This is a genomic window from Methylocapsa polymorpha (assembly GCF_045689225.1).
In the GTDB taxonomy this organism is placed as follows: domain Bacteria; phylum Pseudomonadota; class Alphaproteobacteria; order Rhizobiales; family Beijerinckiaceae; genus Methylocapsa; species Methylocapsa polymorpha.
Genome location: NZ_CP136862.1, coordinates 921,493 through 945,952, shown reverse-complemented (window position 1 = coordinate 945,952; position 24,460 = coordinate 921,493). Strand labels below are relative to the sequence as shown.

The window sequence follows — 24,460 nt, the reverse complement described above, 5'->3', positions numbered from 1 at the left end:
CCGACAATGCAATCAGTCTAGAGCCTTGAGGTTTTCGGCCGACATCTTGCCGCTCTTCCGGTCGGCGACGAGCTCGAAGCCCACCTTCTGACCTTCGCGCAAGTCGCCAAGACCCGCGCGCTCCACAGCACTGATATGAACGAAAGCATCATTCCCGCCATTATCTGGCGCTATGAAGCCAAAGCCCTTCTGGACGTTAAACCATTTCACGGTTCCCGTAGTCATGGAAACCCCTTTCGCAAACGATAGATTTTGCTTGCCCGCGAAATCGCCGGCCGTCGAAATCGCATTTTCAGGCAAGGATATTGTTAGGTTTGCGCTATATTTATCTGCGCGAAGCTAAGTCATCTGACCGTGTATCGACTTGCTCAATATGGCTCCACGCCGATAAAAATACAAGGATGATTTATAAATTTACTTAAAGGCGGAATCTCAATTCCGAAAATATTTCTGGATGGAATCCTTTTATCTCATTTTCTGGGGCCTTCGTCGCCATAGGTCACCGGACGCGCGATCCTGCACATCTCAGCAAGCCGTCGTCGGCCACGCGCTATTGCGCGCGATCGCGCAGGCAAGAAGAGGGGCGCCTTCGGGCGGCGCACAACGCAGCCATCGACGCTGGAGCATCCGTTGATCGGACTCGGGATAAATAACAGAACAACCTATTGCCACTGTCAACCGTTGAGCCACGGGCCGCATCGTTAGCCGCTCGGCCCGCGTAGGGGCCGATGGGGCGGGGGCGCGCGAGCCGGCGACCTCGGCGACTGATGTCTTCGGCAGCGCCGTCGCGACGACCAGTTTTCAAACCATGGCCAGCCATCTCGTAAGCGATAGCGTCGCGAAACTGCAACTCAACCGGGCGCCATTTTCTACCTTTTCACATATTCCGACGATGAGCGGATCGGCGCGGCCGTGTGGCCAATCGCGATGACTTCAGGGATGTTGAAGTCAGAAGGTTGGCGTGGGAAAAACCTATAGCAGCGGCGAGCGATCTCCACCAAAAGCCCTGACCGTTAGGCGCGTCATGCAAACAGCCTAAGCGCATATCAGAAGCCCTACTCGCGCCGAGGCTGTATGCTCAAGGTTCCGAAACTTGACGCCTGTGTGGTCGCCTAATTTTGCTCTACAGAGTGCAATCATCAAGTATCCTGTCAGCCAACTGCAGGACTGAATAACTCGAGACCTCACATCTCAGTCTGACATTTTTCCAAAAAAAAAGGCCGCCAACTGTGGGCGCTCTATAGATTCGAAGCCGGAATTATGCGACTAACAGCCCCTTTCATGAAGATTTCCCACTGTGGGCGCTAACTGAACAATTGAAGGAGAAGCCGAAACCGCAACGATATTTGTGAGCTTTGAGGATTGCCCCTCTCGGCTCGGTTGGAATGCAAACCTTCCCATCACCCTACATGTAAGCAAAGGCATCATGGACACTTCACTCGAACGCATTCGCGAGAAGATCGCTGAACTAGATGCGAAGATCGCGGATCTTCGCATCGCTGAGCGCGAGCTGCAGGCTCTTGAAAAAGCTCCGGCGCGGAGCACAAAAACAGCGGTGGGGCGAAAGCCAAAAATCAAGCCGGAGGCTAGCGAGGAGCCGGAGGCGCGCCAAACCATCGGCGCGGCCATAATTGAAGTCCTGGGCCAGCAGGGCGCTCTTTCGGTCGCCGATATCGCCGAACAAATCAAGGCGACAGGCCGAGACATCAGCAATCGAACCGTATCCTTTTCGCTTCAAGCGCTGAAGAAGCGCGGCCTCGCCAAAGGCGCAGATGGCAAATGGACGCTGCCAAAGTCCGGCTCCAGACGGGCTCGCTCGTGACGGAGCGGGTACGGCCGCTGATTTGTCCTGATCGCGATCCATCGGCTGTCGAGCGACAGGATCTTGACGCGCAAGCCTTGGCAGCTGGGGTTTTTGACGAAGCCTCGTCGAACATTGTCGGGGAATAGCGCCGTGCTCGCTTCATCAAAGACGCGGCGCATGGGCCGACAGCGCCGGCGCTGTGGCGCGGGTTGGTCAACAATTCGATTGAGCACGATCGCCGATTGATCGAGGTCGGGCGTGTTTCGACGCGCGGCTCAAGCAATTTCATGGCGCCGCAACGATGAGTGCATCCGTCGAATTTGTGCTCCGCATCAGGCCCTTTGACCTTCCCGCGCTAACGAGAGCCGCACGATCGCGAGGACGTTTACGCGCCGCCGCTACAGGTTTGTAAGTCCATTCATGGCCCTCAGAAGCCAAATGATGTGCGCTATTTTGCTACGCGACGCGTTTCTCGCCAGCTTGGAGGGGTGCACAGCTTGCTCGTGAATCAACGACCTCTCTGCTGAGGCCCGCGCTTATGGCGAGCAGATGTTGCGCGGTTCGCTCCTCCATCGTCACGTTTCCAAACCTGCGCCAGAGATTTGGACCGCCGCGCTCCTCGACTGATCGACCTAGCGTCATGAGGGGTCGGCGAGCATCAGCGCCGAATGGGTTGACTTCAATCAAAGTAGATTGTGATGATTACACTATACTTGTAATCCATAAGCTCTGGCTCAGCAGCCATTCTTTAAAATCGGAAATTTTAGCCAGAATTCGAAATATGCTATCAGCATATAATAGAATATCGAAGGGGGTGGTTAACGATCTTCTGGTCCTTGGACCCCTCACGCCCCGTCATGGATTTAGATCCGTCACAATCCAGACCGGCGCCACTTCCGATATATTGTTGCGCCAACGCAATGACGCTTCCGTTTCGGTCCAAGCCCGCCTGACTGACGGCCCGACGAGGTTCAAGCGGGGATGATCGCAGAGTCCAGTCGGAAGAGCTCTAAATCGAATCGCTTTTAAGAATATTTTATTGTGGTTTCTAGGATACACTTGTCCAGAATAGACCGCGCATAGAAGGCGCTGGTGGTTCCGGCCGCTGAAGAATGATATTAGTCGGCATTGGATGGATGAATTGCGCATGCTGAATATATTTCGGGCTCTCGCCGGCGTTTTGCCGGCCGCCGCTCTGCTCATTCTAGCGGGCTGCGCGAGCATTCCCAATTCGGGGCCGAGCGCGGACGACGTCGCCCAGCAGGCCGGAACCGCGATCGCCCAACGTTACGAAATCGTCGATATCAATTTCTCCACGGTCGACGTATTGCGCCATAACGGCCCGGACAGTTTCCTCTCTCGATTCGCCGACTATCGGCCATCCGTCGAACCTCGCATCGGCGTCGGCGACTCGATCTCGGTGACCATTTGGGAAGCCGCATCGGGCGGCCTATTTTCAGGATCCCTCGCAACCGACCGGTTCACGGCGGGCTCGAAGAGCGCGACGATCCCAGATCAAGTCGTCGGCCGCGACGGCGCGATCACCGTTCCATATGCCGGCCGCATTCGCGTCGCGGGACGGACGACGCAGGACGTCCAGACCATCGTTGAAAATGCGCTCGAGGGCAAAGCCATTCAGCCGCAAGTTCTGATCAACGTCACACGACCCATAAGCAACACGGTCACAGTCACCGGGGAAGTCGCCAACGGCGCGCGAGTGCCCCTCAGCGTCAAGGGCGACCGCGTGCTCGACGTCATCGCCGCGGCCGGCGGGATTCGCGCGCCCGTCAACGAAACCTATGTCCAGCTCTCGAGAGGGCCGGTCACCGCCCGCGTGGCCATGACCCGGGTCACTTCCGATCCGCGGGAAAACATCTATTTGCGAGCAAACGACGTTCTGACGTTGATTCGGGATCCGCAAACCTTCATCGCCTATGGCGCAACCGGCCGCAACGCGGAGATTCCCTTCGACGCCGAAGGCATCAGCTTGTCTCAGGCGCTGGCTAAATCCGGCGGCCTTCTCGATTCCCGGGCTGACCCCGCAGGCGTCTTCATTTTCCGCTTCGAGCCGGAAAGCGTCGCCCGCGCCCTCAGACCAGACAGCCCGCTAAACGCGCCAGGGCAGCTGACCCCGGTCGTGTATAGGCTCAATCTGCGCGACGCCAACAGTCTGTTCGTCGCGCAAAGCTTCCGCGTTCTCAATAGAGATTTGCTTTATGTGTCCAATGCTCCGATCACGGACATTGAGAAGGCTTTGGGCATCCTCAGCGCGGCGATGTCGCCGGCCGTCACGGCGGCAAGCGTATGTATAGCGGCAAGGTGTTAGGACCAACATCTAGTCGGCAATATTCCAGGCAAGGGGCAAACGCGTCACTTTAGCGTATTTGCCTCCAAAACATATTGTTGGTCAGTAACGAGTGTGGCATGTGAACTTCATCTCCCTCTCATGCGCCGATGAGGAGCGGACTTCGTGCAAGGGCGGGAGCTCGCATGAGAGAGCGAGCGCCTGCCAGAACCTGGACGCCTAAGACCGCGTGACCTGGGCTGCCAATTTGGTCAAGCCGAACCGCCCCGCCGTTTTATTCGCCGGAGCCTTAGCCGTGTATTTTTCTTAAATTATTGAAAAATAGGATATTTCTTATGAAGCCGCGCAACCGCTTTGGCCTTCACGATAACGACCGGCGGCTACTCGACAAGATCGTTTTGAGCCGGCTTAACAGTCAGTCGACGGCCGTGTCGCCACCAGCTTCGCATGCCTACGACGAGGTCGCGCGCGGGGGGTGGACGGATTTTCAAAATCTGCCGGGTTACCATGAGCTTGCATTGCAGCGGTCAATGGCGGCCGTGGTCGGCCTCGATAATCCTTTCTTTCATTTGCACGAGACAGCCGCCGGCGCCACAACTCTCATCGGCGGACGGCAGTTCATCAACTTCTCCTCCTATGATTACCTCGGCCTTAACCAGCATCCCGAAGTTCGCGCGGCGGCGCATGCCGCCATTGACGCATTCGGCGTATCGGCGTCCGCGAGCCGAGTGGTCGCAGGCGAAAGGCCAGGACATCGGGCGCTTGAGCGGGCGTTGGCCAAACATTACAGTCAGGACGATTGCATCGCCTTTGTTAGCGGCCACGCAACCAATGTTTCAACCATATCGGCCATACTCGGGCCGAAGGATTTGATCGTCCACGATAGCCTCGCGCATAATAGCATATTGGCGGGCGCTGCTCTTTCTCGCGCCGAACGGCGCTCCTTTCCGCACAATGATTGCGACGCCCTCGATGCGATTCTGATCTCTTTGCGCGGGCAGTTCGAGCGCGTCTTGATCGTCGTCGAAGGGCTCTACAGCATGGATGGCGATGTCCCGGACTTGCCAAGGCTGGTCGAAATCAAACGGCGCCATGACGCCTGGCTGATGGTCGATGATGCGCATGGCCTCGGCGTGCTCGGCTCCAGTGGATATGGGTTGTTCGAGCATTTCGGGACGGATCCGCGCGACGTCGACATCTGGATGGGCACCCTATCGAAGACGCTTGCCGGCTGCGGCGGCTTCATCGCCGGCGCGACGGCGCTTGTTGAGTATTTGAAATGCATGTCAGGCGGCTTCGTCTACTCGGTCGGCCTTTCGCCGCCATTGGCGGCCGCGGCGGCGACAGCCCTCGCCATTCTGCATCGCGAACCGGAACGGGTCGAAAGATTGCGGCGTCTCAGCCGCATGTTTCTCGATGCCGCCAAATCGCAAGGACTGAATACCGGAACAAGCGCGGGCCATGCGATTATTCCCATTATTGTTGGCAACTCGGTTCGCGCGGTCGCGCTCAGCCAGAAGCTTTTTCAACAGGGCGTCAACGCGCAGCCGATCATACATCCTGCAGTGCCCGAGCGCTCCGCCCGTTTGCGTTTCTTCCTGACGGCGGAGCATAGCGCTGGGCAGATAAGCGATGCGGTTTCCGCGATCGGCCGCGCGATGAAAGAGATTGGCGAGAGCGCGTCGACGTCGCCAATTCCCGGACTTGCGATGGGCGGCCAAGAGTGACCTCATTGCAGGTGCGGGAGGTTCAAGGCGCGGCCGATGTCAGCGCCTTCATCGAGGCTGGGCGCCGCGCCCAGATGTCGAACCCGCGCTGGATCGAGCCGGTTCGCGACGAAATGCGCTGGGCGCTCGACAAAAAGCGCTCGCCCCTGATGCTCGAAAATGAAATTCAGCCCTTCGTCGCCTTTCGCGACGGCGAACCGGTCGGACGGATCGCGGCGGTGGTCGACCGGGCGCATCTGAAAAAATATCAGGATTCTTGCGGGCATTTCGGCCTGATCGACGCCATCGACGACCGCGACGTGTTCGCCGCGCTTTTCGACCGCGCAGCGGATTTCTTGCGCCGGCGGGGGCTCCTTCGCATGCGCGGCCCCTTCAGCCTGTCGATCAATCATGAGATCGGCGTTCTCATCCATGGCTTCGATCAGCCTCACGTCGTGCGCACGAATCACGCGCCGGCTTATTACAAAAACCACATTGAGGCGCTCGGACTGCGCAAGGCGATGGATGTTTTCGCCCATGTCTGCACGATAGCGCAGTCGGATTTCCCCGAGCGCGTCGCCGCGCTCGCCGCCCGGTTCAAGGGCGCCAGGGACATACGCACCTATGGTCTGTCCCTGGGCCGCTGGTCGACGCAATTTCCCCGAGTCCTGGAGCTCTACAACGACGCCTGGAAAGATAACTGGAGCTCTACGCCCGTCGGCCCTGCCGAGGCCAAGATGATCGCTCAGCTTATGCTTCCGGTTTGCAGGCCGTCCTGGATCAGAATGGCGCAATGGCGAGGCGAAGACATCGCCGTGGTCTCGCAAATTCCCGATGTCAATGAAGCGCTGGAGGGGCTGGGCGGAAGGCTGGCGCCGTTCGGTTGGGCGTCTCTGCTGTGGCGCATCCATGGCCGCGGGACGCGAATGACGAGAATTCCGATGATTGGCGTCGCAAGCGGCTGGCGGGGAACCCGCATCGGCTCGATGGCGGTGTCGCTTCTCCTGGCCGAAGCCATCGCGCAGGCGCGAAGAGCCGGGGTCGAGGAAACCGAGATCAGCTGGATGCTAGAGACCAATCATGCCGTCTTGAATCTCGTCGAAAGCCTGCCTGCCCGCCATGCGCGAACATTCCGGATCTACGAGCGCGATCTCTGAGTCTCGGCTCCCCGCCGGACGACTTCGACATCTTGCGGTCCACGAACCAGGTAATCGACGCCGGCCCAATGAATATGCCGCGATCCGAAGGCCGCGAAGATGCAGGCCATGTGAAAGCACCACCAGACCGGCCGCAGCAATCGCTCGACGCGCCAATAGCCGGCGAGGGCGGCCGCATCGGTTTCCGGCCAAAGCAATCTGACGATCCGACGGCGACAGCGGAAGCGAAACTCGCCAAGGACGCCTGAAGCCGCCAGCGCGGCGATCGCCAGAATTTGCCCTTGGAAGGCCAAGATCATGGAAAGAGACGCCGCTGCGACAGGGAGCAGGGTCACCAGCGCCGCGAAGAGCCAAAGCCTCGGCGCATGGATGAGAACCATGCGATATTGTCGCCGTCCGAAAGCGAAAGCCTCTCTCCAGTCCATGGCGATTGGCGAGAGCAGAAGGCTCTGGCGGGGGGAAAAGATGGCGCATCCGGCCGCGCCGAGCGCGCGCGTCATCTGCAAGTCGTCGCTGATTGCGCCGCGCCAATAGTCGGCGACGCGGATTCGCTCCAGGGTTTCGCGCCTCAAAGCGGTCGTGCCGCCCCAGCACAGATTGATGATCGCCGGGATGCGAGGCAGCGTCACGATCGAGGCGTTCGCCGCAGCCACGATCGCTGAGCTCAATCGCCCGTCGGTCGGAATCATCCAGCGGTAGCCCGTCACCGCATCATAGCCGGCGTCGGTCAGCGCGGACACCAGCCGGGCGAGCCACTCTGGCGTCGGCAGGGTGTCTGCGTCGGTGAAGACGACGATCTCATCGTCCGCCTTGATCGCAGCGAGGGCCGCGAGCAGGTTCCAGACCTTCTGACCGCCGCGCTCGACCGGCCCCGCGACGATCGTCACGATGGTCGCGCCGGGCTCCCGGGCCGATTCGGAAAGAAGCGAAAAAGCAGGATCGGATTCGCTCTCGACCGCCGCGATGATTCGGTAATCCGGATAGGCTTGGCTCCGCAGCCGGCGCAGAAACTCTCTGCTCAGCGCCGACGCATTTTTGATAGGCGCGACGACGACGGCCCGCGGCGTTCGCCCCGGCGCTTCCGGGCGCGGCAGCCCCCAAGTGTAGCGCCATGCCGAGATCGTGCTCACCACGCCTATCGCGAGCCACGTCACAAGAATTATGGAGAATATGGAATCCATGGCGCTTTTTCGTCACAATGCCAGATTATCTGTTCATTGATGGGTGAGAGTGATTTTTTGTTAAACTCTTTCCTGCGACAATTAGAATTCGTTAAGGCCGAACGCGGGGGCGGGTTTTGTCGCAATCAATTTTATTCGACGGACAAACCGTATCGACGGTCGCCAGGCAGCCGTCGATACGCATCCAAAAGAATATTTTGGCCCGCCTGGAGCGCGATCTGCTCAATTGGCTTTGCCTGCATATGCCGCGCGCCGTCACGCCGGATCGCCTCACGGGACTGGGGGTCGTCGGAGCCGGAATAGTTTTCGTCGGATATGCGGCGAGCCGATTTGATCTGACCTTCCTTTGGCTCGCGACATTTGGGTTGGTCGTGCATTGGTTTGGCGACTCGCTTGACGGGAGCCTCGCCCGATACCGCCGGGTGGAAAGACCACGCTACGGGTATTTCCTCGATCACTCCGTCGACGCCGTCTGCAATCTGATGATCATGGTGGGTATCGGGCTTTCTCCTTTCGTCCGCTTGGATGTCGCCCTGTTCGCGCTCCTCGGCTATTTCATGCTTTGCATGTATGTGTTCCTGCATAATCACGTCTCAGGAAACTTTCAATTATCGTTCCTTGCGCTTGGGCCGACGGAGCTTCGCATCGGCCTGATCGGCATCAATTGCTGGATGTATAGCGAAGGGGGCGCAGGGGGCGCGAAGGTCCTGATCGGCGGCGCGGCCTTCTCCTCTTATGATTTGGTTCTTTGCGGCGCCGCCATCGTCTTTGTCGGCCTCTTCATCGTGAACATGTTGAAGGTCGCGCAGAAATTGCGGGTGGAAGACTCGCGATTGGACCCGCGCGCGCAGATGGCTAAAGCGGCTGACCTATAGGCATTCGAGAAATTCCCCAATAGAGGCGAAATAGCTCTTCCAGCTCGCAGGTTTATGCTTTGCGGCTCTCGCCAGCGCCGCAAGTCGCTCTGGCGACGCAGGGTCGGCGAAGGCCTGGATGGTTTCGAGCCATTTTTCGCCGTCGATCGGGCTCACGGCCACAATGCCGCCGCCGCCGATTTCCTGGAAAACCGGAATATCCGAGGCGATGACCGGCGCGCCCGCGGCCAAGGCTTCGGCGATGGGCAAGCCATATCCTTCCGCGAACGAGGGCATCAACAAGGCTCGGGCGCCATCGAGGAGCCGCTTGAGGCTGGGCGTCGAGAGTCCTGACGCCTCGATCACATGATTGCCGATCGCGCCGCAGCGTTCGAGGAGATCGACGACATTCTCATTTTCCCATCCCCGCCCGCCGATCAAGACCAGCTTTGGGGCCCCGGCGCCGGTGCGGCGCACGAGCTCCCGCCAAACATGCAGGAGCATGAGATGGTTTTTGCGCGGCTCGATCGTGCCGCAGGCCACAAAGTAAGGATGGTCTGCTAGGGTTGCGTCGGCCTCACCGCGCCTGTGGAAAATTGGCGCGACCGGGATCGGCGCGACAAGGATCGGCATATTGGTTCGTCCCAAAGTCCGCAAATGCCGATCGAGCGCATCTTTCACGACTCTTGTGGTCACGATCGCGCCGGCGCCGAATCGGGCGAGATTCTCAAGGCGGCGCAAATGCCGCTCATATTCCGCCTTGCGGAAATATTCGGGCGTCTCGATCGGCAGGAGATCATGAATGAAGAAGACGGCCTTGACGTCCGGACGCTGGTTCAGCCAGCGGAAATAGCGCGGGATCCAGAGGGGGAATTGACTTGCGTTGAGATAGCGCGCGCCTTTCGGGAGGGCGGCGGCGGGAGAGCGGCCGAAGGGAAATCCGTGCTGGCCGATCCATCTGAACACGCCGGCCGCGCGACCGGAGCGGCCCCGAGCTACGCGTTGGGCGCCGACAAGTTTTGCACCGCCGCCGCGTATCCATCCGGCGATCCGGCGGTAGCTTTCGTCCTGGTCCGGCTTTTCGTCTTCGCCCCAATGAACCGCAATCCCGTCCACGATGTCGCGGGCGCCTTCGACAGGGATCGCGCGCGGTCCAAGCAGGGTCATCATGATCGCTGAACAGTCTTGTTGCGCGGAGCCGAGAAAATGGCGCGCAAAGGCGAAATCGATCCGATCGATTCCGTTCGGCGTGACGTTCAGGACCCGCGTCGCGAGCCTGGTTATGTCATACGCTACAGGGACAGCCATGATTGGGCCTTTGAGACGGCGTCGGCGCCGATCGCGCGCGGGCAGGCTTCTACCGAAGGAAGCCTGTTTTTGCCTGCGGAAAATAGGCGGTTTCGCTCACCACGCGAGCTTGCGTCTAGAGCATGTTCCGAAAAAGTTGATCGACTTTTTCGATCAGAACATGCTCCAACTCTTTGAATTTGAGCGATTCCTTTTCGATCAGATGATTCCATCTGATCGGGAAGCGCTCTAGGACAGGATCCTCGTCAGATCGCGGCTCTTTTCCTCGACGAGTGTGGACAGAGGCGCAAAGGCGGTCGGGTCAATGTCCTTGCCGAGATGACGGTCCCGGAGCCCTTGCGCGATGGCCGCCTCTTCGCTGGTCGCGTTGATGCTGAGAGCAAGAATGTGGTCGGCCAATTCCGCGACATTGAAACTGCCGGCCGATTTCGACAGTGCCGCTTCGAGCGTCAGGCGGCTTTCCAGGCGGACCGCGAGTTCGACGGACATCAGCGAATCGAGACCGGCCTCGGACAGCGGCTTGGCGTGGCTTAGAGTCTGCTGCGGCAAACGCAAAATATGGGCGATCTCTTCGGCGATGACGGCGATGACCGCCTTGCGCACTTCCTCCTGGGGGCGCGTCGCAATCAGTCCGCGGACGTCAATCTTCTCACGCTTGTCTGCCTCGACCGCCGCATCCTTGCGCATGAGCTCGGCGAAGGTCGGCGACTGGAGGAGCGGCAAGTGCTCGCGGGCCGTCGCCCAGCTCATCTCGGCGAGAACGAGCACGGCCTCGTCGGCGGTCGCCGACGCGCGCGACAGGGCTTCGCCCATGAGATTTAGCGCGTAGCGGGCGGTCATGCCCTTCACGCCGGCGCGGCTCGCGAGCGCATCCTTGACCGAGCGATTGCGCGCAAGGACGCCGACATCCTCGATCCCGCCCCAAGCGATGGCGAGGGCGGGCTTGCCCGCCGCCTTCCTTCGCCGCGCAAGCCCTTCGAGGAAGCCGTTCGCTGCGACATAGCTTGCTTGGCCCGGATTGCCGATCGCAGTGGTCGCCGAGGAGAACATGACAAAATAGTCGAGCGGCAAATCTTGCGTCAGCCGGTCGAGATGCTCGGCTCCTAAAACTTTCGGGCGCAACACGGCTTCGAGCCGTTCGGGGTCTAGATTGGCGATGAGCGCGTCGTCCAGGACCATGGCGGCATGAATCACGCCGGCGAACGGGGGCATTTTGCGCCCGATCTTTCGAATGAGGCTTCCGATCGCCGCCCGGTCCGCGACATCGACGGCTTCAGCCTGAACGTTCACGCCCGCTGCGGCGAGGTCGGCGAGAAACTCCCGCGCCGCAGGGCTCGACGCGCCGCTGCGGCCTATGAGAACGAGATGGCGGGCGCCGCGTTCGACGAGCCAGCGCGCCGTCTCCATCCCGAAGCCGCTCAAACCCCCGGTGACGAGATGCGTCTTGTCCGAGGCGACCTTGAACGGGTCGCTCGGAGCGACGCGGATTTCGCCGATCTCGGGCGGCGTGATGACGATCTTGCCGATGTGCCCGGACTGCTGCATGAGTCGCATCGCATCGATGAACTCCGTCGCCGGAAAGCTGCGATACGGCAAGGGCGAGAATATTCCTTCCGAGAAAAGCGCGATGACTTCCCGGAACAACGCATGGCCTTTGTCCATTTGCGTCAGGACGAGCTGGTCAAGATCGACGCCGAAATAGGCGAGATTGTTGCGGAACGGGCGCAGGCCGACATGCGTGTTCGCCAGATAGTCGCGCTTGCCGAGCTCGACGAAACGGCCGAACGGCTCCAGCAGGCTGATGCTGCGCTCCATCGCTTCGCCGGCAAGGCTGTTCAGCACGACCGCGACGCCGCCCGGCGCCGCCTGACGCACCGCGTCAACGAAGTCGCCGGACCGCGAATCGAAGACATGTTCGGCGCCGAGCGCCGCACAGAGACTGCGTTTTTCGGGGGAGCCGGCGGTCGCGATCACCCGCGCGCCGCGCCAGCGGGCGATCTGCAGGGCGGCCAGACCGACGCCTCCCGCGCCGCCGTGGATGAGAACCCATTCGTCGCGCTGCAGACGCGCGCAGGTGATCAGAGCGTAATAGGCGGTGAGAAAGGCGACCGGGATTGTGGCCGCGGCTTCAGGCGACATCCCCTCTGGAACCTTCGACGCCATTTTGCTGGCCACAGTGACGTGAGTCGCGAACGCGCCTCCGGCAAAGGCGAGGACGGCGTCGCCAATATCGAAATTCTCCACGCCTTGTCCGACCGCGACGACGTGGCCGGCACACTCGAGGCCAAGCGTTGGGCCCGCGAACCCTTCTTCGAGCATTTCGTCCGGCAGGACTGATAGGCCCCACATGACGTCGCGGAAGTTGAGGCCGGTCGCCGCGACGGCGATTTCGACTTCCCCCGGTCCTGGCGTCCGTCGGTCGATCGGCGCCCAGCGAATCCGGTCGAGACCGGCTCCATCGCCCTTTTCGAGGCGGGCCGCTGGAGCGGCTGGCCAGTGCGCCGGCGTTTGATGGGGATCATGCGCATGTAGGCGCACGACGCGCGTAGAATGTCCGTTGAGAACGATCTCCGTCTCGGTCGTCCCGGAAAGAATGAGCTCGGCCAGACGTCCGGCCTTGATATGCGGCGGCAAATCGGGAGCGACATCGATCCGGCGCACGTCATGCGCCTGAAACTCGTTGGCGAATGTCCGCGTAAAGGCCCAAAAGCCGGATTCGATGGGACTCGCGGAATTTGCGGCGCTGCGCGCGGCGCCGGGGCTCACGATCCAGAAACGCGCCTTATGCCTCCCCAAGCTTTCGGCGCAGCGCTTGAGCGCCAGACACCGCGCGGCGAGAGACTGGACGGAGCTTTTTGAGCCCTGGGCGGCGCCCGCGAGGAAGACGATCGCGGCGCCCGGCGCGGCGGAGATCTCGTCGACCCTGTCGCCCGCCACGATGGCGCAATCCGTTCCATTCGCCTCAAGGATGTCCGAAAGCGCTGCCGCTGTCTCGCTCGTTTGAGGGTCGCGATCGCTGATGATGAGCGCTTTCGCCGGCGGGCTGCGGCGGCGCGTAACCTGGGGCGTCTGCCCGGCGACGAGAAACGCCGGGCCCGTTTCGGTCGCGACGGTCTGAGCGACGAGCTTTTGCAGGCCTGCGGAGGCGAAGAGAGCTGACCAAGCCGAAAAAGAAAGGATCGAGCTTTCGGACTCGCCGTAGAGCCAGCCGTCGCGCAAACCGAAAACAAGATCCCGGAATAGAGACGGCGCCGGCTCGATGGAGGCGATCATCGCTTCGGAGGCCATGCTTTCGACGAGCTGCGCGAACAAGACTTTGCTCGACGCGATGCGATGCAGGCCATCCGCGGCGATGACCAGGTCGAAAGCGCCTTTCGGAATATTTTCGAGGCTGTCCGCAAATGCGATCCGCGCGTCCCGCGCAAATGCTAGACGCGCATGTTCAAGACGTCTTTGATTTGGGTCGAAGATCGTCAGTCGGGCCCCATGCGCGCCCGCCAATGCGGCGGCATGGGGCGAAAGCGGTCCATGCGCGATCTGCAGGATCCGCAGCGCCCGATCGCGCGGCCAGGACGGCGCCAGCTGCGCAAGAAATTTGGCCAGGAGCCCGGCCGATGCGACGACTGACGCTGAGCCGATTTCAAAGGACTCAATCGTGGAGTCGCTCATTGCGCCGATCTCGATCTCGCCCGCCGCCAGCGCCTTCATCATGGCGCCGGTTCGAGCGGCAAGGAGAAGCTCGGCCGACCGCCTCGGATGGTCGGCGGCTAAATTATTCAGGATGTCGTTGGGATCGGGGAGGGCGAAGCCAGGCGCCAAAGCGAATGTCGCGGGCGCGGCTTCCACATGCGCGAGGCCGCTCTGCTCGAGCGCGCGGAGCAGATTGATGAGCCAGCCCCGGAGCGCCTCCGGCAGCCGTCCCGCCGCGATGAGCTGGTCCGGCGCGATCCTGCCTTCGATCGCCAGCGCGGATGCAAGACTATGCGCGGCCGCTGTGGCCCAGCCTTCGATCAACAATAGGTCCGCGGGCAGGGCGCTTTCGACGGCGTTCGCGGCCTCGAGCGTTGACGCGCGAGCCAGATGCGCCGTGGTGAGCGACGGGTTGCGGCGGACGGCCGTGGGTTCGTCGGCGAGAGCCAAGGATTGAACGACCGCATGACTTGCGAGATCGCCAGCAGCCTGCGCGCGCATGGCTTGAAACCGCGCCCCGCGCAAGTTGGCGATCACGCCCCCGTCGCGATCGAGCAGCGCGAAGTCGGCGATAATCGCGCGCTCGTTGCAACGTTTGATTTCAATCCTCGCCCGCGCGATCGCGACGCCCGGCTTCTCCAGCCGCACCTCGGCGAATCGAACCGGCACATAGGCGGTTTGACGGTCTATTGGCACGAGGTCGGAGAAGCGCAGAATCAGGCCGTGGAAGCATGCGTCGAGGCGCGCCGGATCAAGTCCGTATTCATCACCCGGGACCGCCTCGATGAGATCGACAAGGATAACATCCTCGCCGCTCCGCGATGCAGCCGCGACCTGCCGGTACGCCGGACCGAATTCGAGCCCGGAGCGGCGCGCTTCGGCGTAAAGCTCGGCTCCGCCCATCGTCTTCGTGAACAGGCTCGGAATGGCGGGACTTGCGATGGACGAGGCCGGCTTCTGAATGACCTTCGCCCTGGCATGGCTCACCCAGGCCGAGCCGCTCAGCCGCGGGCGACTCATGATCTCGATCATGTTCGTCATCGGCGTCGCCCGGCACAAGACTTCGCGCGAGGCGCCTGCGACGAAAATCATCGGTTGGACGATCTCCAGATCGCTGATTGCGGCGGTCTCGACGCCAAGCCAGTCGCGCGCGGCCGCAAGCGCCATCTCGACAAAGGCTGCGCCAGGCAGCAAGATTTGACCGCCGATTTGATGATCGGCGAGCGCGGGCGAAAGATACGGGTCGAGCTGTGAGCGCCATTCCAAAGAGTCGGACGAAAGCCGCGCGCCAATGAGCGGGCGCCAAGGACGGACGCTCGCGAATCCGCTCGCTTCGCAGGTCTCGGGCACCCGGTAGGGCGTGCGTCGCCACGGGTAGAATGGCAGATTCACGCTCGGCCCTGGATCCGTCCCGAATGCGATCCTCGGATTGACATGCGCCCCCAGCGCGAGGGCCTGAGCGACCGCGCTCCGGAGCGGGTCGCCCGGCATGGGCTTCCGGTCATGCACGCTCAGCACGCCAATCGACGAGCCCATTTGTTCGCCGATTTCCTTGATGTCGGCCACTAGCTTGGCGGCCGGCCCGATCTTGACGAAAACGCGGGCTCCGAGGCGCGTCGCCAGCCGCACCCCCTCCATGAAGCGCACAGGCTCATGGACATTGCGCCACCAGTACCGAGCCCCGAGCTCGACGCCCGACAGAACGCCTGCCTCTACCGTCGATATGAACGTCATCTTGCTTGGTCTCGGACGAATCCTGTCGAGATCGGCAAGAAGCGGCGCCTCGACCGGCGCCATAAGGTCATTGTGGAACGGATAGGCGAGATCGAGGGGTCGGATTCGCGCCTTATGCGCGGGGCCGGCTTTTGACGCTTGATCCAGCGCCGAAAAGGAGCCGGCGATCGTGAAGCTTCTGGGCGAATTATGCGCGGCGATCGAAAGGCCGGGAATCTCCTCGACCAGCGCCTCGGCCGCCTCGAGCAAGCCGAAGAGGACGGCGATGCCGCCGGCGTCGCGGACAATTTCCTGGTGGCGGCTGCGAAAATAAATGACGCGGACGGCGCTCTCGATGTCGAGAATTCCCGCGGCCGTCGCGGCGGCGATCTCGCCCACGCTATGCCCCAGGACCATGTCCGGGACGAGGCCGAGCTGCGTCAAGCTATGAGTCGTCGCCGCTTGGATCGCGAATATGAGCGGCTGGGCTATGCTCGTCATTTCGAGCCGCTCGGCGACGTCGGGACTGAACATCGTTTCCGCGAGCGACCAGCCTGCGAGCTTGCGGAAGATGGCGTCAATCGCGTCAAAACGGTCGCGGAAGACTTCGTTCGCCTCATAGGCGCGCCGGCCCATGCCTGGCCACTGGCTGCCATTGCCGGAGAAGACGAAGGCGACGGGCGCGGCGCGCTCGACGGCGACGCTTCCTAAAAGCTCGGCGTCCAAGTTGGCGGCTTGGTCGAGCGCTTGAACCAGCGCGTCTTGCTCGCCGACTGGTATCGCCAATCTTTCTTGAAGGAGCTCGCGCCGGTGGCCCGCGGCGGCGATGAGGCGCCGCATTTCCGCTGTATCGACGGCGGCGAGTCTCGCGGAATATTGGCGCGCGAGATCCGCCAAAGCATCCCGGCTTTGCGCCGAAAGCAGGAGAAACTGGGGCGCGTTTACGGTCGCGTTCGGCTTTGCGACATCCGGCGGGTCGGTCAGGATCACATGCGCGTTCGCGCCGCCGAAACCGAACGAACTGACGCCGGCGTAGCGAGGGCGCCCATGCCGTTCCAAGGTTAGGGGCGCTGTGCAGACGGAGAGATTGAGATCGGCGAAGGGAATGTCGGGATTGGGCTCTTCGAAATGCAGCGACTGCGGCAAGGAGTCGTGTTCGAGCGCCAACATCGCCTTCATGACGCCCGCGAGGCCGGACGCCGGTTCAGTATGGCCGATATTTGTCTTGATCGAGCCGATTGGGAGGGGACGATCGCGCCTCTGGCCCAAGACTTCGCCGATGGCGGCGGCCTCGACCGGGTCGCCGACCGGCGTTCCCGTGCCATGCGCCTCGATGAAGGCGATGTCGTTCGGATCCAGGCCATTTTCGCAATAGGCCTGCTCCAGAAGCGCCGCCTGATGCGCCTTGGAGGGGAGAGAGATTCCGCTGGTGCGGCCGTCGGAGTTGACGCGGGAGCCGACAATCAGGGCGTGAACGCGATCTCCCTGGGCCCGAGCGCGGTCAAGCGCGCGCAGGATCAAGACGACCCCGCCCTCGGCTCGCACATAGCCGTCGGCCTTGGCGGAAAAAGCCTGGCAAATACCCGTCGGGGACAGCATGGTCGCTTGCGAAAAGCTGATGAATCCAAATGGACTTGTCAGCACGTTCGCGCCGCCGACAATGGCCGTGTCGATCCGGCCGCTTTGGATCGCCGCGACCGCCGCGTCCAAAGCGACGAGCGACGAAGAACAGGCTGTATCGACTGTGTAGCTCGGCCCGTGAAGATCGAAAACGTAGGAAATTCGATTGGAGAGAACGGCTAACGTGTTGCCTGTGGCGAAATAGGCGTCCGCCGCCGCCGGATCATGGAGCCGCAGGTTGCCGTAATCGAGCGCCGAGCCGCCGACGAATACGCCGGTTTGCGAGCCGGCGACGTCGGATGGGCGAACGCCTGCATCCTCGAGAGCCTCCCAGGCGAGCTCCAGCAGCAGGCGCTGTTGCGGATCCATTTGTTCGGCTTCGCGCGGCGAAATGCCGAATACTGCGGGATCGAACCCCCAAACATCATCGAGAACGCCGGCGGCCCATGAGTAGCTGCGTCCGCGCTCTTTCTGCCGCGGATGGCCAAATCGCTCCAATGACCACCGATCGGCGGGGATGCGGGAAACGGCGCATCCGCCTGCCGCGAGCAGGTCCCAGAGCTGTTGAGTCGAATTGGCGCCCGGCAGTCTGCAGGCTCTTCCAATGATTGCGATTGCGGCTTCCAGTTTTTCCAACATCACTGGCGTCGGCCGCTCCCCCTCGTCACAAATGCGGTGGCCTCCCCAAAGATTTTCCAAGTGAAACTCATAACGCGACATGAAATATTAGGTTAAAATTTACTTTTACTGAACGGAGTCAAATTTGATATGTGAACGTTAAAATTCTGCCTCACTCTTCCTACAACGTCAAGGGAGAAGACCCCGCCGAGTAATCATATGGCCGTCAATTTCAACCATGTCGGGCGCGCTCGATCGAATCGTCTCCACCGATGGATTGGGGCTTTTATATGGAAGCAAAGTCATTTTTAATTGCTGGTCCATTGCTTTGGACGCCACGCAAATTCGCCGATGCGCGCGGGTTTTTTTCCGAAGTCTATAATCAGCGGACCTTCGACGCCTTGATAGGCGAAACCCGCTTCGTACAGGAGAATCACTCCCTTTCGCGCGTCCAAGGCACCATCAGGGGATTGCATTTTCAAGCGCCTCCAACTGCGCAAGGGAAGCTCGTGAGGGTCGTGCGCGGCGCGATTTTCGACATCGCGGTGGATATCCGGCGTCAGTCGCCGACTTACGGCCAGTATGCGTCGGCCGTCCTCAGCGCGGACAACTGGGCGCAGCTTTGGATTCCGTTCGGCTTTGCGCATGGGTTCTGCACCTTGGAGCCGGATACCGAAGTTATTTATCAAGTGACCGATTATTATTGTCAGGCTGATGACAGAGGAATTGCCTGGGACGATCCCGATATCGGGATCAAATGGCCGGTTGAGGCCGCAAACGCGGTTCTCTCGGACAAGGACCGGAGCCATCCCCGACTGGCCGGCCTTCCAACATATTTTAGCTGATACGATTTTAGGGGGGCGGCATGCGGATATTGGTGACTGGCGGAGCAGGGTTCATCGGCTCGGCTTTATGCCGGCGCCTTGTCAGGGACGTCGGCGTGAAAGTTCTCAACGTCGACAAGCTTACTTACGCCGGCAATCTTGCTTCATTGCGCGAGATCGACGGCGATCCTAACTATAGTTTCCTCGATGCGGATATCTGCGATCGCACCGCCATGGAGGCCGCCTTCGCCGCTTTTCGGCCGGACGGAGTGATGCATCTCGCCGCCGAGAGCCATGTCGATCGCTCGATCACAGGCGCCGGAGAATTCGTTGCGACGAATGTCGTCGGGACATTCACGCTGCTTGAGGCGGCGCTGGGCTACTGGTCGAAGCTTGATGCTTCGATGCAGGATAGGTTCCGGTTCCTTCATGTGTCGACCGACGAGGTCTATGGGTCGCTCGGGAGCGACGGGCTGTTTCAAGAAACGACCCCCTATGATCCGTCATCGCCTTATTCGGCGACCAAAGCCGCTGCGGACCATCTGGCGCGCGCATGGCACCGCACTTACGGACTTCCGGTGGTGATTTCGAATTGTTCGAATAATTACGGCCCTTATCACTTCCCGGAAAAGCTCATTCCCCTCATCATCCTCAACGCCCTGCACGATAAGCCGTTGCCCGTCTATGGCGACGGCTCCAATGTGCGCGATTGGCTCTTTGTCGACGATCACGCGGGCGCGCTTTTCACGATTCTGACCCGGGGCCGCCTAGGCGAGAAGTACAATGTCGGCGGCCGCAACGAGCGCCGCAATATCGACATCGTGCGCCGGATCTGCGAGATCCTTGATCGACTGGCGCCGTCGTCAAAGCCGCGCGAGACGCTCATAACTTTCGTGCCAGACAGGCCAGGCCACGACCAGCGATATGCAATAGACGCCGGCAAGCTCGAAGCCGAACTCGGCTGGCGGGCCAATGAGACATTCGAAACCGGGATCGAGAAGACGGTCGCGTGGTATCTATCGAATGAATGGTGGTGGCGGCCGCTGCGCGAAAGGCTCTATTCCGGCGAGCGCCTGGGCCTGATCAAGGCTGTCGAAGATGTTGAATAGGCGCCCCTTGCGAATCGTCGTGACCGGGCGCAGCGGGCAGGTCACCCGCGCGCTGCAGGATCGCGCCGGAGAACAGCTTGAGGTTGTCGCGGTTGGGCGGCCCGAATTCGATCTTGGCGCGCAACTGGATCCAACCGCCTTATTCGAGAGGCTGCGTCCTGATGTGATCGTCAACGCCGCCGCCTATACCGCGGTCGACAAGGCGGAGGACGATCGCGACGCCGCGCTCGCGATCAATAGCTTCGGCGCCGGTCTTGCCGCGCGGGCCGCCGCGAGGATCGGGGCGCCCATCATTCAACTGTCCACCGATTATGTCTTTGATGGAGCGGCGTCGCGTCCCTACACGGAGGACGATCCCACGGCGCCGATCAATTTCTACGGCCGCTCCAAGCTTGCCGGCGAAGCAGCCGTCAGAGTCGCCACGTCGAACCATGTGATCTTGCGGACGAGTTGGGTCTATGCGCCCGAGGGCCACAATTTCCTGCGGACGATGTTGCGGCTCGCCGGCGATCGCGACGAGATTCGAGTCGTCGCCGATCAGCATGGGACGCCGACATCCGCTCTTGATCTAGCGGCGGCGATTGAACGGGTGGCGGGCAATCTCGTCGCCCATCCGGACGAACCTTCGCTGCGCGGCCTGTTCCATCTGACCAATTCGGGAGCGACGACTTGGGCCGGCTTCGCCGCCGAGATTTTTGCTATGTCCGCCGCGCGAGGCGGCCCTTGCGCCCGGGTCATCCCCATTGCGGCGTCGGACTATCCAACGCCGGCGCGCCGCCCGATGCGCTCGCAGCTCGACAACGCGAAAATCGCGCAGAGTCATGGAGTCCGGCTATCGGATTGGCGGGAGGCGCTCCAGACCGTCATGGAGAGGCTGGCAAGCAATTCGGAATTCAATCTCTGCATCCGGGCGGGTCTTCCGCAGCCATTTGAAAAATTGGAGGCGAGGAAGAGATGAAAGGGATTGTCTTAGCAGGGGGCAGCGGAACGCGCCTCCACCCGATGACCAACACGATCTCCAAGCAAATGTTGGCGATCTACGACAAGCCGATGATCTATTATCCGCTTTCGACGCTCATGCTTGGAGGCGTCCGCGAGATTCTCTTGATCTCTACGCCGCATGATCTCCCGCTTTTCCAGAAGCTGCTCGGCGACGGCAATCGTTGGGGCGTTTCCATCAGTTACGCCGAACAGCCAAAGCCGGAGGGGCTGGCGCAGGCCTATCACATCGGCGCCAAATTCGTAGAGGGCGAAGCATCGGCGTTGATCCTCGGAGACAACATCTATTATGGCCATGGCCTTTCGGAGTTGGTCGAGTCCGCGAGGGCTCGCCCACATGGCGCGACAGTCTTCGCCTACAAGGTTCACGACCCGGAGCGATACGGCGTCGTCGAATTCGACAAGGACGGCCGCGCCATATCCATCGAAGAGAAACCAGAGCGCCCGAAATCAAGATGGGCGGTCACCGGCCTCTACGTCTATGACAAGCAGGTGGTGGACATTGCCGCCAATCTGACGCCCTCATGGCGGGGCGAGCTCGAGATCACTGACGTCAATCGGGTCTACCTCGAGCGAGGCGAGCTTTCGGTCGAGCGGATGGGACGCGGCTATGCCTGGCTGGATACGGGGACGCCGGATTCGATGCTCGACGCCGCCGCTTTCGTCCGCACGTTGGAGCTGCGGCAAGGTCTTCGCATTTCCTGCCCGGAAGAAGTTGCTTTTCAGCTTGGCTATATCTCGCGGGAGGAGCTTCTCAAACTTGCCGTAGGCATGGGCAAAAGCGATTACGGAAAGTATCTCCTCGAAGTCGCGCATGACTCTTGATGGTGGTTTCGAGTCGGAGTGAAAATAGCCTAGCGAGATGCGGCGGAGGTATGATCGCGCCCTTGCCCTGGCTGCAAGAGTCTTGTTCTGGCCCAGGAAAGAAGGCGGGATCCGACTCCGTCCATCGGCTGTGAGACGCGCCTGCAAGGACGCGCCACACGGGCAGGGGCATCGCAAGTCGAGATGGTTGCGGGGACAGGATTTGAACCTGTGACCTTCAGGTTATGAGCCTGACGAGCTACCGGGCTGCTCCACCCCGCGCCAAGGCGAAACTCAGCTTGTATCAGCGCGGCGCAACGATTGAAAGCCGTTCTTATTGCCTTGATGGCGAAGGCGTTTTCGGCTGGGGCGCCAATCGCGCGCGTTTAGGCCGCGCGGCTACCAGGTGCGCGGATGAAGTCGGCGCTTCCAGTGCTCTCCGCGAGGAAGGGTGGCGGCGTCGATTCGGCTCCGCTTCAGCGCGCTCCGACGCTTGGTTCGCCGAAGCGTCTGATCATTGCGCGGCGCATCGGCCTCGCCCTTCGTTGCGGTGGAAATCGAGGCCCTTTGCCCGAACCTTGTTTCCGCCGGGTACGCGTTCTTTGCGATCAACGCGTCCCTTCGAGCGGGGCTCGGTTGAGAGGCGGCTCCCGATCTTTGCTGAACAGCGGACTTGCGGCGAGACCCGGCGTCCGTTTGAGCGGCGGGCGCTCTCGCTGGCCGGGCGCTTTCTTTTTCTTTCTGGCGATTGCTCCTCATATCCTTCGGAGCTGCGCCCAAAGCGGCTTTTCGGCTCTGCCTCTTCAGCGCCGGCTTCGCCGCAGCTTCCGGCTCGACCCCATATCCCGAAGTCAAGCTCTGCAAGATCCGCGGTCGCGCGCGTTCGTCGGATGCTTTTGCAACGCCGGACGGTTGTCGTTCATCGTTCCGCAATATTGTCTTCGAGGCGAAAACGCTTTCCCGCTCCTTCGAAATCGCTTTGGAGGTCGATCGAGGAGACGCCTTGTCCGATTGAAGAAATGCCGGAACGACAAGTTCCGCGTCATGCGACGCTTTGGACGCTCTCTTTTTTTGCGACGCCGTCTTATCGGGGTCGTTTCTTCCTCCATCGATCCCTGCTGGCGGCGAGGAAGGCGATGAAGCCGGAGAGCGGCGCGAGCGCTTGATCTCGACAGAGAAGGGCTTGGATTGGCGTTTCATTTATTTTCCATAAGATGACTGGAAGCGCGCGACTTTTGAACGGAAGAAGAGCGGGGCAGGTTTACCTGAGGCTGAAAGGCCGGTCCATCGGACAGGAAAGAGTTGCGAATATTCCCGTATTCTGCATTTGCGCCTTATGAGCTTTCATAGACGCCAACGCAAGTCATGTCTTTAGTTGCGTCGCCGCAGGATCTTGCGATGGGATGAAATGACCCGATTGGCAAGCACATACTGACATATTGGCTAAGTTGGAGCATGTCCTGCGTCGAAAAAGCCGACGGACTTTTTCACCGGCGCGCCCTCAAGCATTTCCGCCAAGTTCGAAACCTGTTCTCCGGCTGGCGCCTCAATCGAGCGAAGACAAAGGGGCTGGCTGAATCCAATCGACGTAAGTCGAATCAATTCAGCAGAAGATATACATGGTTTTCAATCGCAAGCATCTAAAGAGCGACAGAGGCTGCGATGTCACGGTCCCGAGGTCGCAGTGAGAGTCATCTGGACTAGCATCCGCTGAATTTCGCGGGCGCCCGCCTTTCCTCTTGTTTTCCGTGGGTTTCTTTCCGCCGTCGTGTTTTCACTTTCGCAGATGTGAGACCAGCGGAGGGACTGCAAAGGTGGGCGGAAGGTTGAGCGCGCGAAAAAGTGATGACAGCAGGTCCCGGCGTCCATCCCGTTGGCGGCGGGCTTTGGCGCCTACCCGCGCGTGGGTCTCGCCGAAGCGCGCAAAGCAACGGACGAAGCGCGTCGCATCCTTCGATCTGGCCGCAATCCGGTCGACGTAAAACGCGCCGCAAAAGAGCGGAGGAGGAGGGCGGACTTTCGGGCAGATCGCTGACGCCTTGCTCGCGACCAAAGCTTCAGAGTAGCGGAGCAAAAAGCATCGCAAGCAATGCGGGCCGCGCTTGCCGACACGGTTGCGCCCGTGCGCACGCGCCGGATCGACGAAATCGCCCATGACATAGCGGAGGCCGCTCTTGCGCATACGATAGGCGCCGAGCAGACCTATCGAAACATAATAGGCCGCGCCCTCTTTACGGAGAGCGCGGCCCTTGCACGGACTTCCCGGGGGCCAAAGGGAAGTTCGTGTGACAGTTTGGCGACATTAGCCGCGAATGTCCAGCGCCCTTTCGCTTATGTTCGTATTGCTTATCTTCACAAAAGCGGGGTATTTCAGGGCTGTGAGCTGATCGAATCGCGTCAATACGCCGAGCGTGAAAGCCGCGAACGCCAGAACCAAAATGAGCGCGACCGAAACCTGAAGCTGCCGCTTGGCGGATTGCGCGTGAAAGCTGCGGACGAAGCCGGCATCCGGCCTATGGTCCAAACGATCTGCGATCGACATGCCGCAACTCCGCTCGTGCTCTTGAGCTCTTTAGGTGCAACGCCTTAGGACAATCTATGAACGCGCAGCCCTCTGTCGCCTGTGCGCGAACGCACATTGAGCGCTTGCGGCCGTTCTGAGATTTTTGGGTTGCTCGGGTAAAGAATGTGTTCGATTGGCAAACGCCGCCGCACGGGAAAAAGTTTCAGCGTTAAAGCTTCTTTGCTCGAGCTTTGCGGCGGTGGCT

15 protein-coding genes and 1 tRNA gene are annotated in these 24,460 nt (G+C 60.9%); 10 read left to right on the top strand and 6 right to left on the bottom strand.

From position 1 onward, the window contains the following. Positions 1–12: 12 nt before the first annotated feature. A complete protein-coding gene (locus RZS28_RS04420) occupies positions 13–225 on the bottom strand; it encodes a cold-shock protein (RefSeq protein WP_407340086.1) in 213 nt (70 codons plus the stop codon). 1,201 nt (positions 226–1,426) lie between these two features. Here RZS28_RS04420 and RZS28_RS04415 point away from each other — a divergent pair. From RZS28_RS04415 to RZS28_RS04400, 4 genes are all read left to right on the top strand, one after another. Next, positions 1,427–1,822, top strand: a complete 396-nt coding sequence (locus RZS28_RS04415) for a winged-helix domain-containing protein (protein WP_407340084.1) — start codon at positions 1,427–1,429, stop codon at positions 1,820–1,822. Positions 1,823–2,951: 1,129 nt separating this feature from the next. Further along, positions 2,952–4,130, top strand: a complete 1,179-nt coding sequence (locus RZS28_RS04410; protein ID WP_407340083.1) for a polysaccharide biosynthesis/export family protein — start codon at positions 2,952–2,954, stop codon at positions 4,128–4,130. A 314-nt stretch (positions 4,131–4,444) separates the two neighbouring features. Next, a complete protein-coding gene (locus RZS28_RS04405) occupies positions 4,445–5,836 on the top strand; it encodes an aminotransferase class I/II-fold pyridoxal phosphate-dependent enzyme (protein ID WP_407340081.1) in 1,392 nt (463 codons plus the stop codon). Further along, on the top strand, positions 5,833–6,972 hold the full coding sequence (locus RZS28_RS04400; RefSeq protein ID WP_407340079.1) for a hypothetical protein: 1,140 nt from the start codon (positions 5,833–5,835) through the stop codon (positions 6,970–6,972). The genes RZS28_RS04405 and RZS28_RS04400 overlap by 4 nt, the downstream gene beginning before the upstream one ends. Here RZS28_RS04400 and RZS28_RS04395 read toward each other — a convergent pair. Continuing rightward, entirely contained in the window at positions 6,954–8,153 is a 1,200-nt protein-coding gene (locus RZS28_RS04395; protein WP_407340077.1) for a glycosyltransferase, read from the bottom strand. The genes RZS28_RS04400 and RZS28_RS04395 overlap by 19 nt on opposite strands. A 116-nt stretch (positions 8,154–8,269) precedes the next feature. Between RZS28_RS04395 and RZS28_RS04390 the strand changes: the two genes are divergently transcribed. Continuing rightward, the gene (locus RZS28_RS04390) at positions 8,270–9,028 is read left to right on the top strand and encodes a CDP-alcohol phosphatidyltransferase family protein (protein ID WP_407340075.1); all 759 of its coding nucleotides are present in this window, start codon (positions 8,270–8,272) and stop codon (positions 9,026–9,028) included. On the opposite strand, the gene RZS28_RS04385 is transcribed toward RZS28_RS04390, so the two are convergent. Further along, on the bottom strand, positions 9,023–10,315 hold the full coding sequence (locus tag RZS28_RS04385; RefSeq protein ID WP_407340074.1) for a glycosyltransferase family 4 protein: 1,293 nt from the start codon (positions 10,313–10,315) through the stop codon (positions 9,023–9,025). The genes RZS28_RS04390 and RZS28_RS04385 overlap by 6 nt on opposite strands. 228 nt (positions 10,316–10,543) lie before the next feature. Further along, on the bottom strand, positions 10,544–17,977 hold the full coding sequence (locus tag RZS28_RS04380; RefSeq protein ID WP_407340073.1) for a type I polyketide synthase: 7,434 nt from the start codon (positions 17,975–17,977) through the stop codon (positions 10,544–10,546). 251 nt (positions 17,978–18,228) lie between these two features. Here RZS28_RS04380 and rfbC point away from each other — a divergent pair, with 251 nt between their 5' ends. From rfbC to rfbA, 4 genes are read left to right on the top strand one after another with little or no spacing between them, the layout of a single operon-like run. Then, positions 18,229–18,801 carry a dTDP-4-dehydrorhamnose 3,5-epimerase gene (gene rfbC / locus RZS28_RS04375; RefSeq protein ID WP_407340071.1) on the top strand — a complete coding sequence of 191 codons (573 nt, stop codon included), beginning with the start codon at positions 18,229–18,231 and terminating at the stop codon, positions 18,799–18,801. A gap of 20 nt (positions 18,802–18,821) precedes the next feature. Further along, the gene (gene rfbB / locus RZS28_RS04370) at positions 18,822–19,889 is read left to right on the top strand and encodes a dTDP-glucose 4,6-dehydratase (RefSeq protein ID WP_407340069.1); all 1,068 of its coding nucleotides are present in this window, start codon (positions 18,822–18,824) and stop codon (positions 19,887–19,889) included. Between the two features lie 7 nt (positions 19,890–19,896). Beyond that, a complete protein-coding gene (gene rfbD, locus RZS28_RS04365) occupies positions 19,897–20,847 on the top strand; it encodes a dTDP-4-dehydrorhamnose reductase (RefSeq protein WP_407341038.1) in 951 nt (316 codons plus the stop codon). After that, positions 20,844–21,713, top strand: coding sequence for a glucose-1-phosphate thymidylyltransferase RfbA (gene rfbA / locus RZS28_RS04360; protein WP_407340067.1), 870 nt, complete (start codon positions 20,844–20,846; stop codon positions 21,711–21,713). Before rfbD ends, rfbA begins: the two co-directional genes overlap by 4 nt. 184 nt (positions 21,714–21,897) lie before the next feature. Here rfbA and RZS28_RS04355 read toward each other — a convergent pair. Further along, positions 21,898–21,974, bottom strand: a tRNA-Met gene (locus RZS28_RS04355). A gap of 1,621 nt (positions 21,975–23,595) precedes the next feature. On the opposite strand from RZS28_RS04355, the gene RZS28_RS04350 reads away from it, so the two are divergent. Beyond that, positions 23,596–23,727, top strand: a complete 132-nt coding sequence (locus tag RZS28_RS04350; protein ID WP_407341037.1) for a hypothetical protein — start codon at positions 23,596–23,598, stop codon at positions 23,725–23,727. A gap of 267 nt (positions 23,728–23,994) precedes the next feature. On the opposite strand, the gene RZS28_RS04345 is transcribed toward RZS28_RS04350, so the two are convergent. Next, entirely contained in the window at positions 23,995–24,234 is a 240-nt protein-coding gene (locus tag RZS28_RS04345) for a hypothetical protein (protein ID WP_407340065.1), read from the bottom strand. Positions 24,235–24,460: the final 226 nt, after the last annotated feature.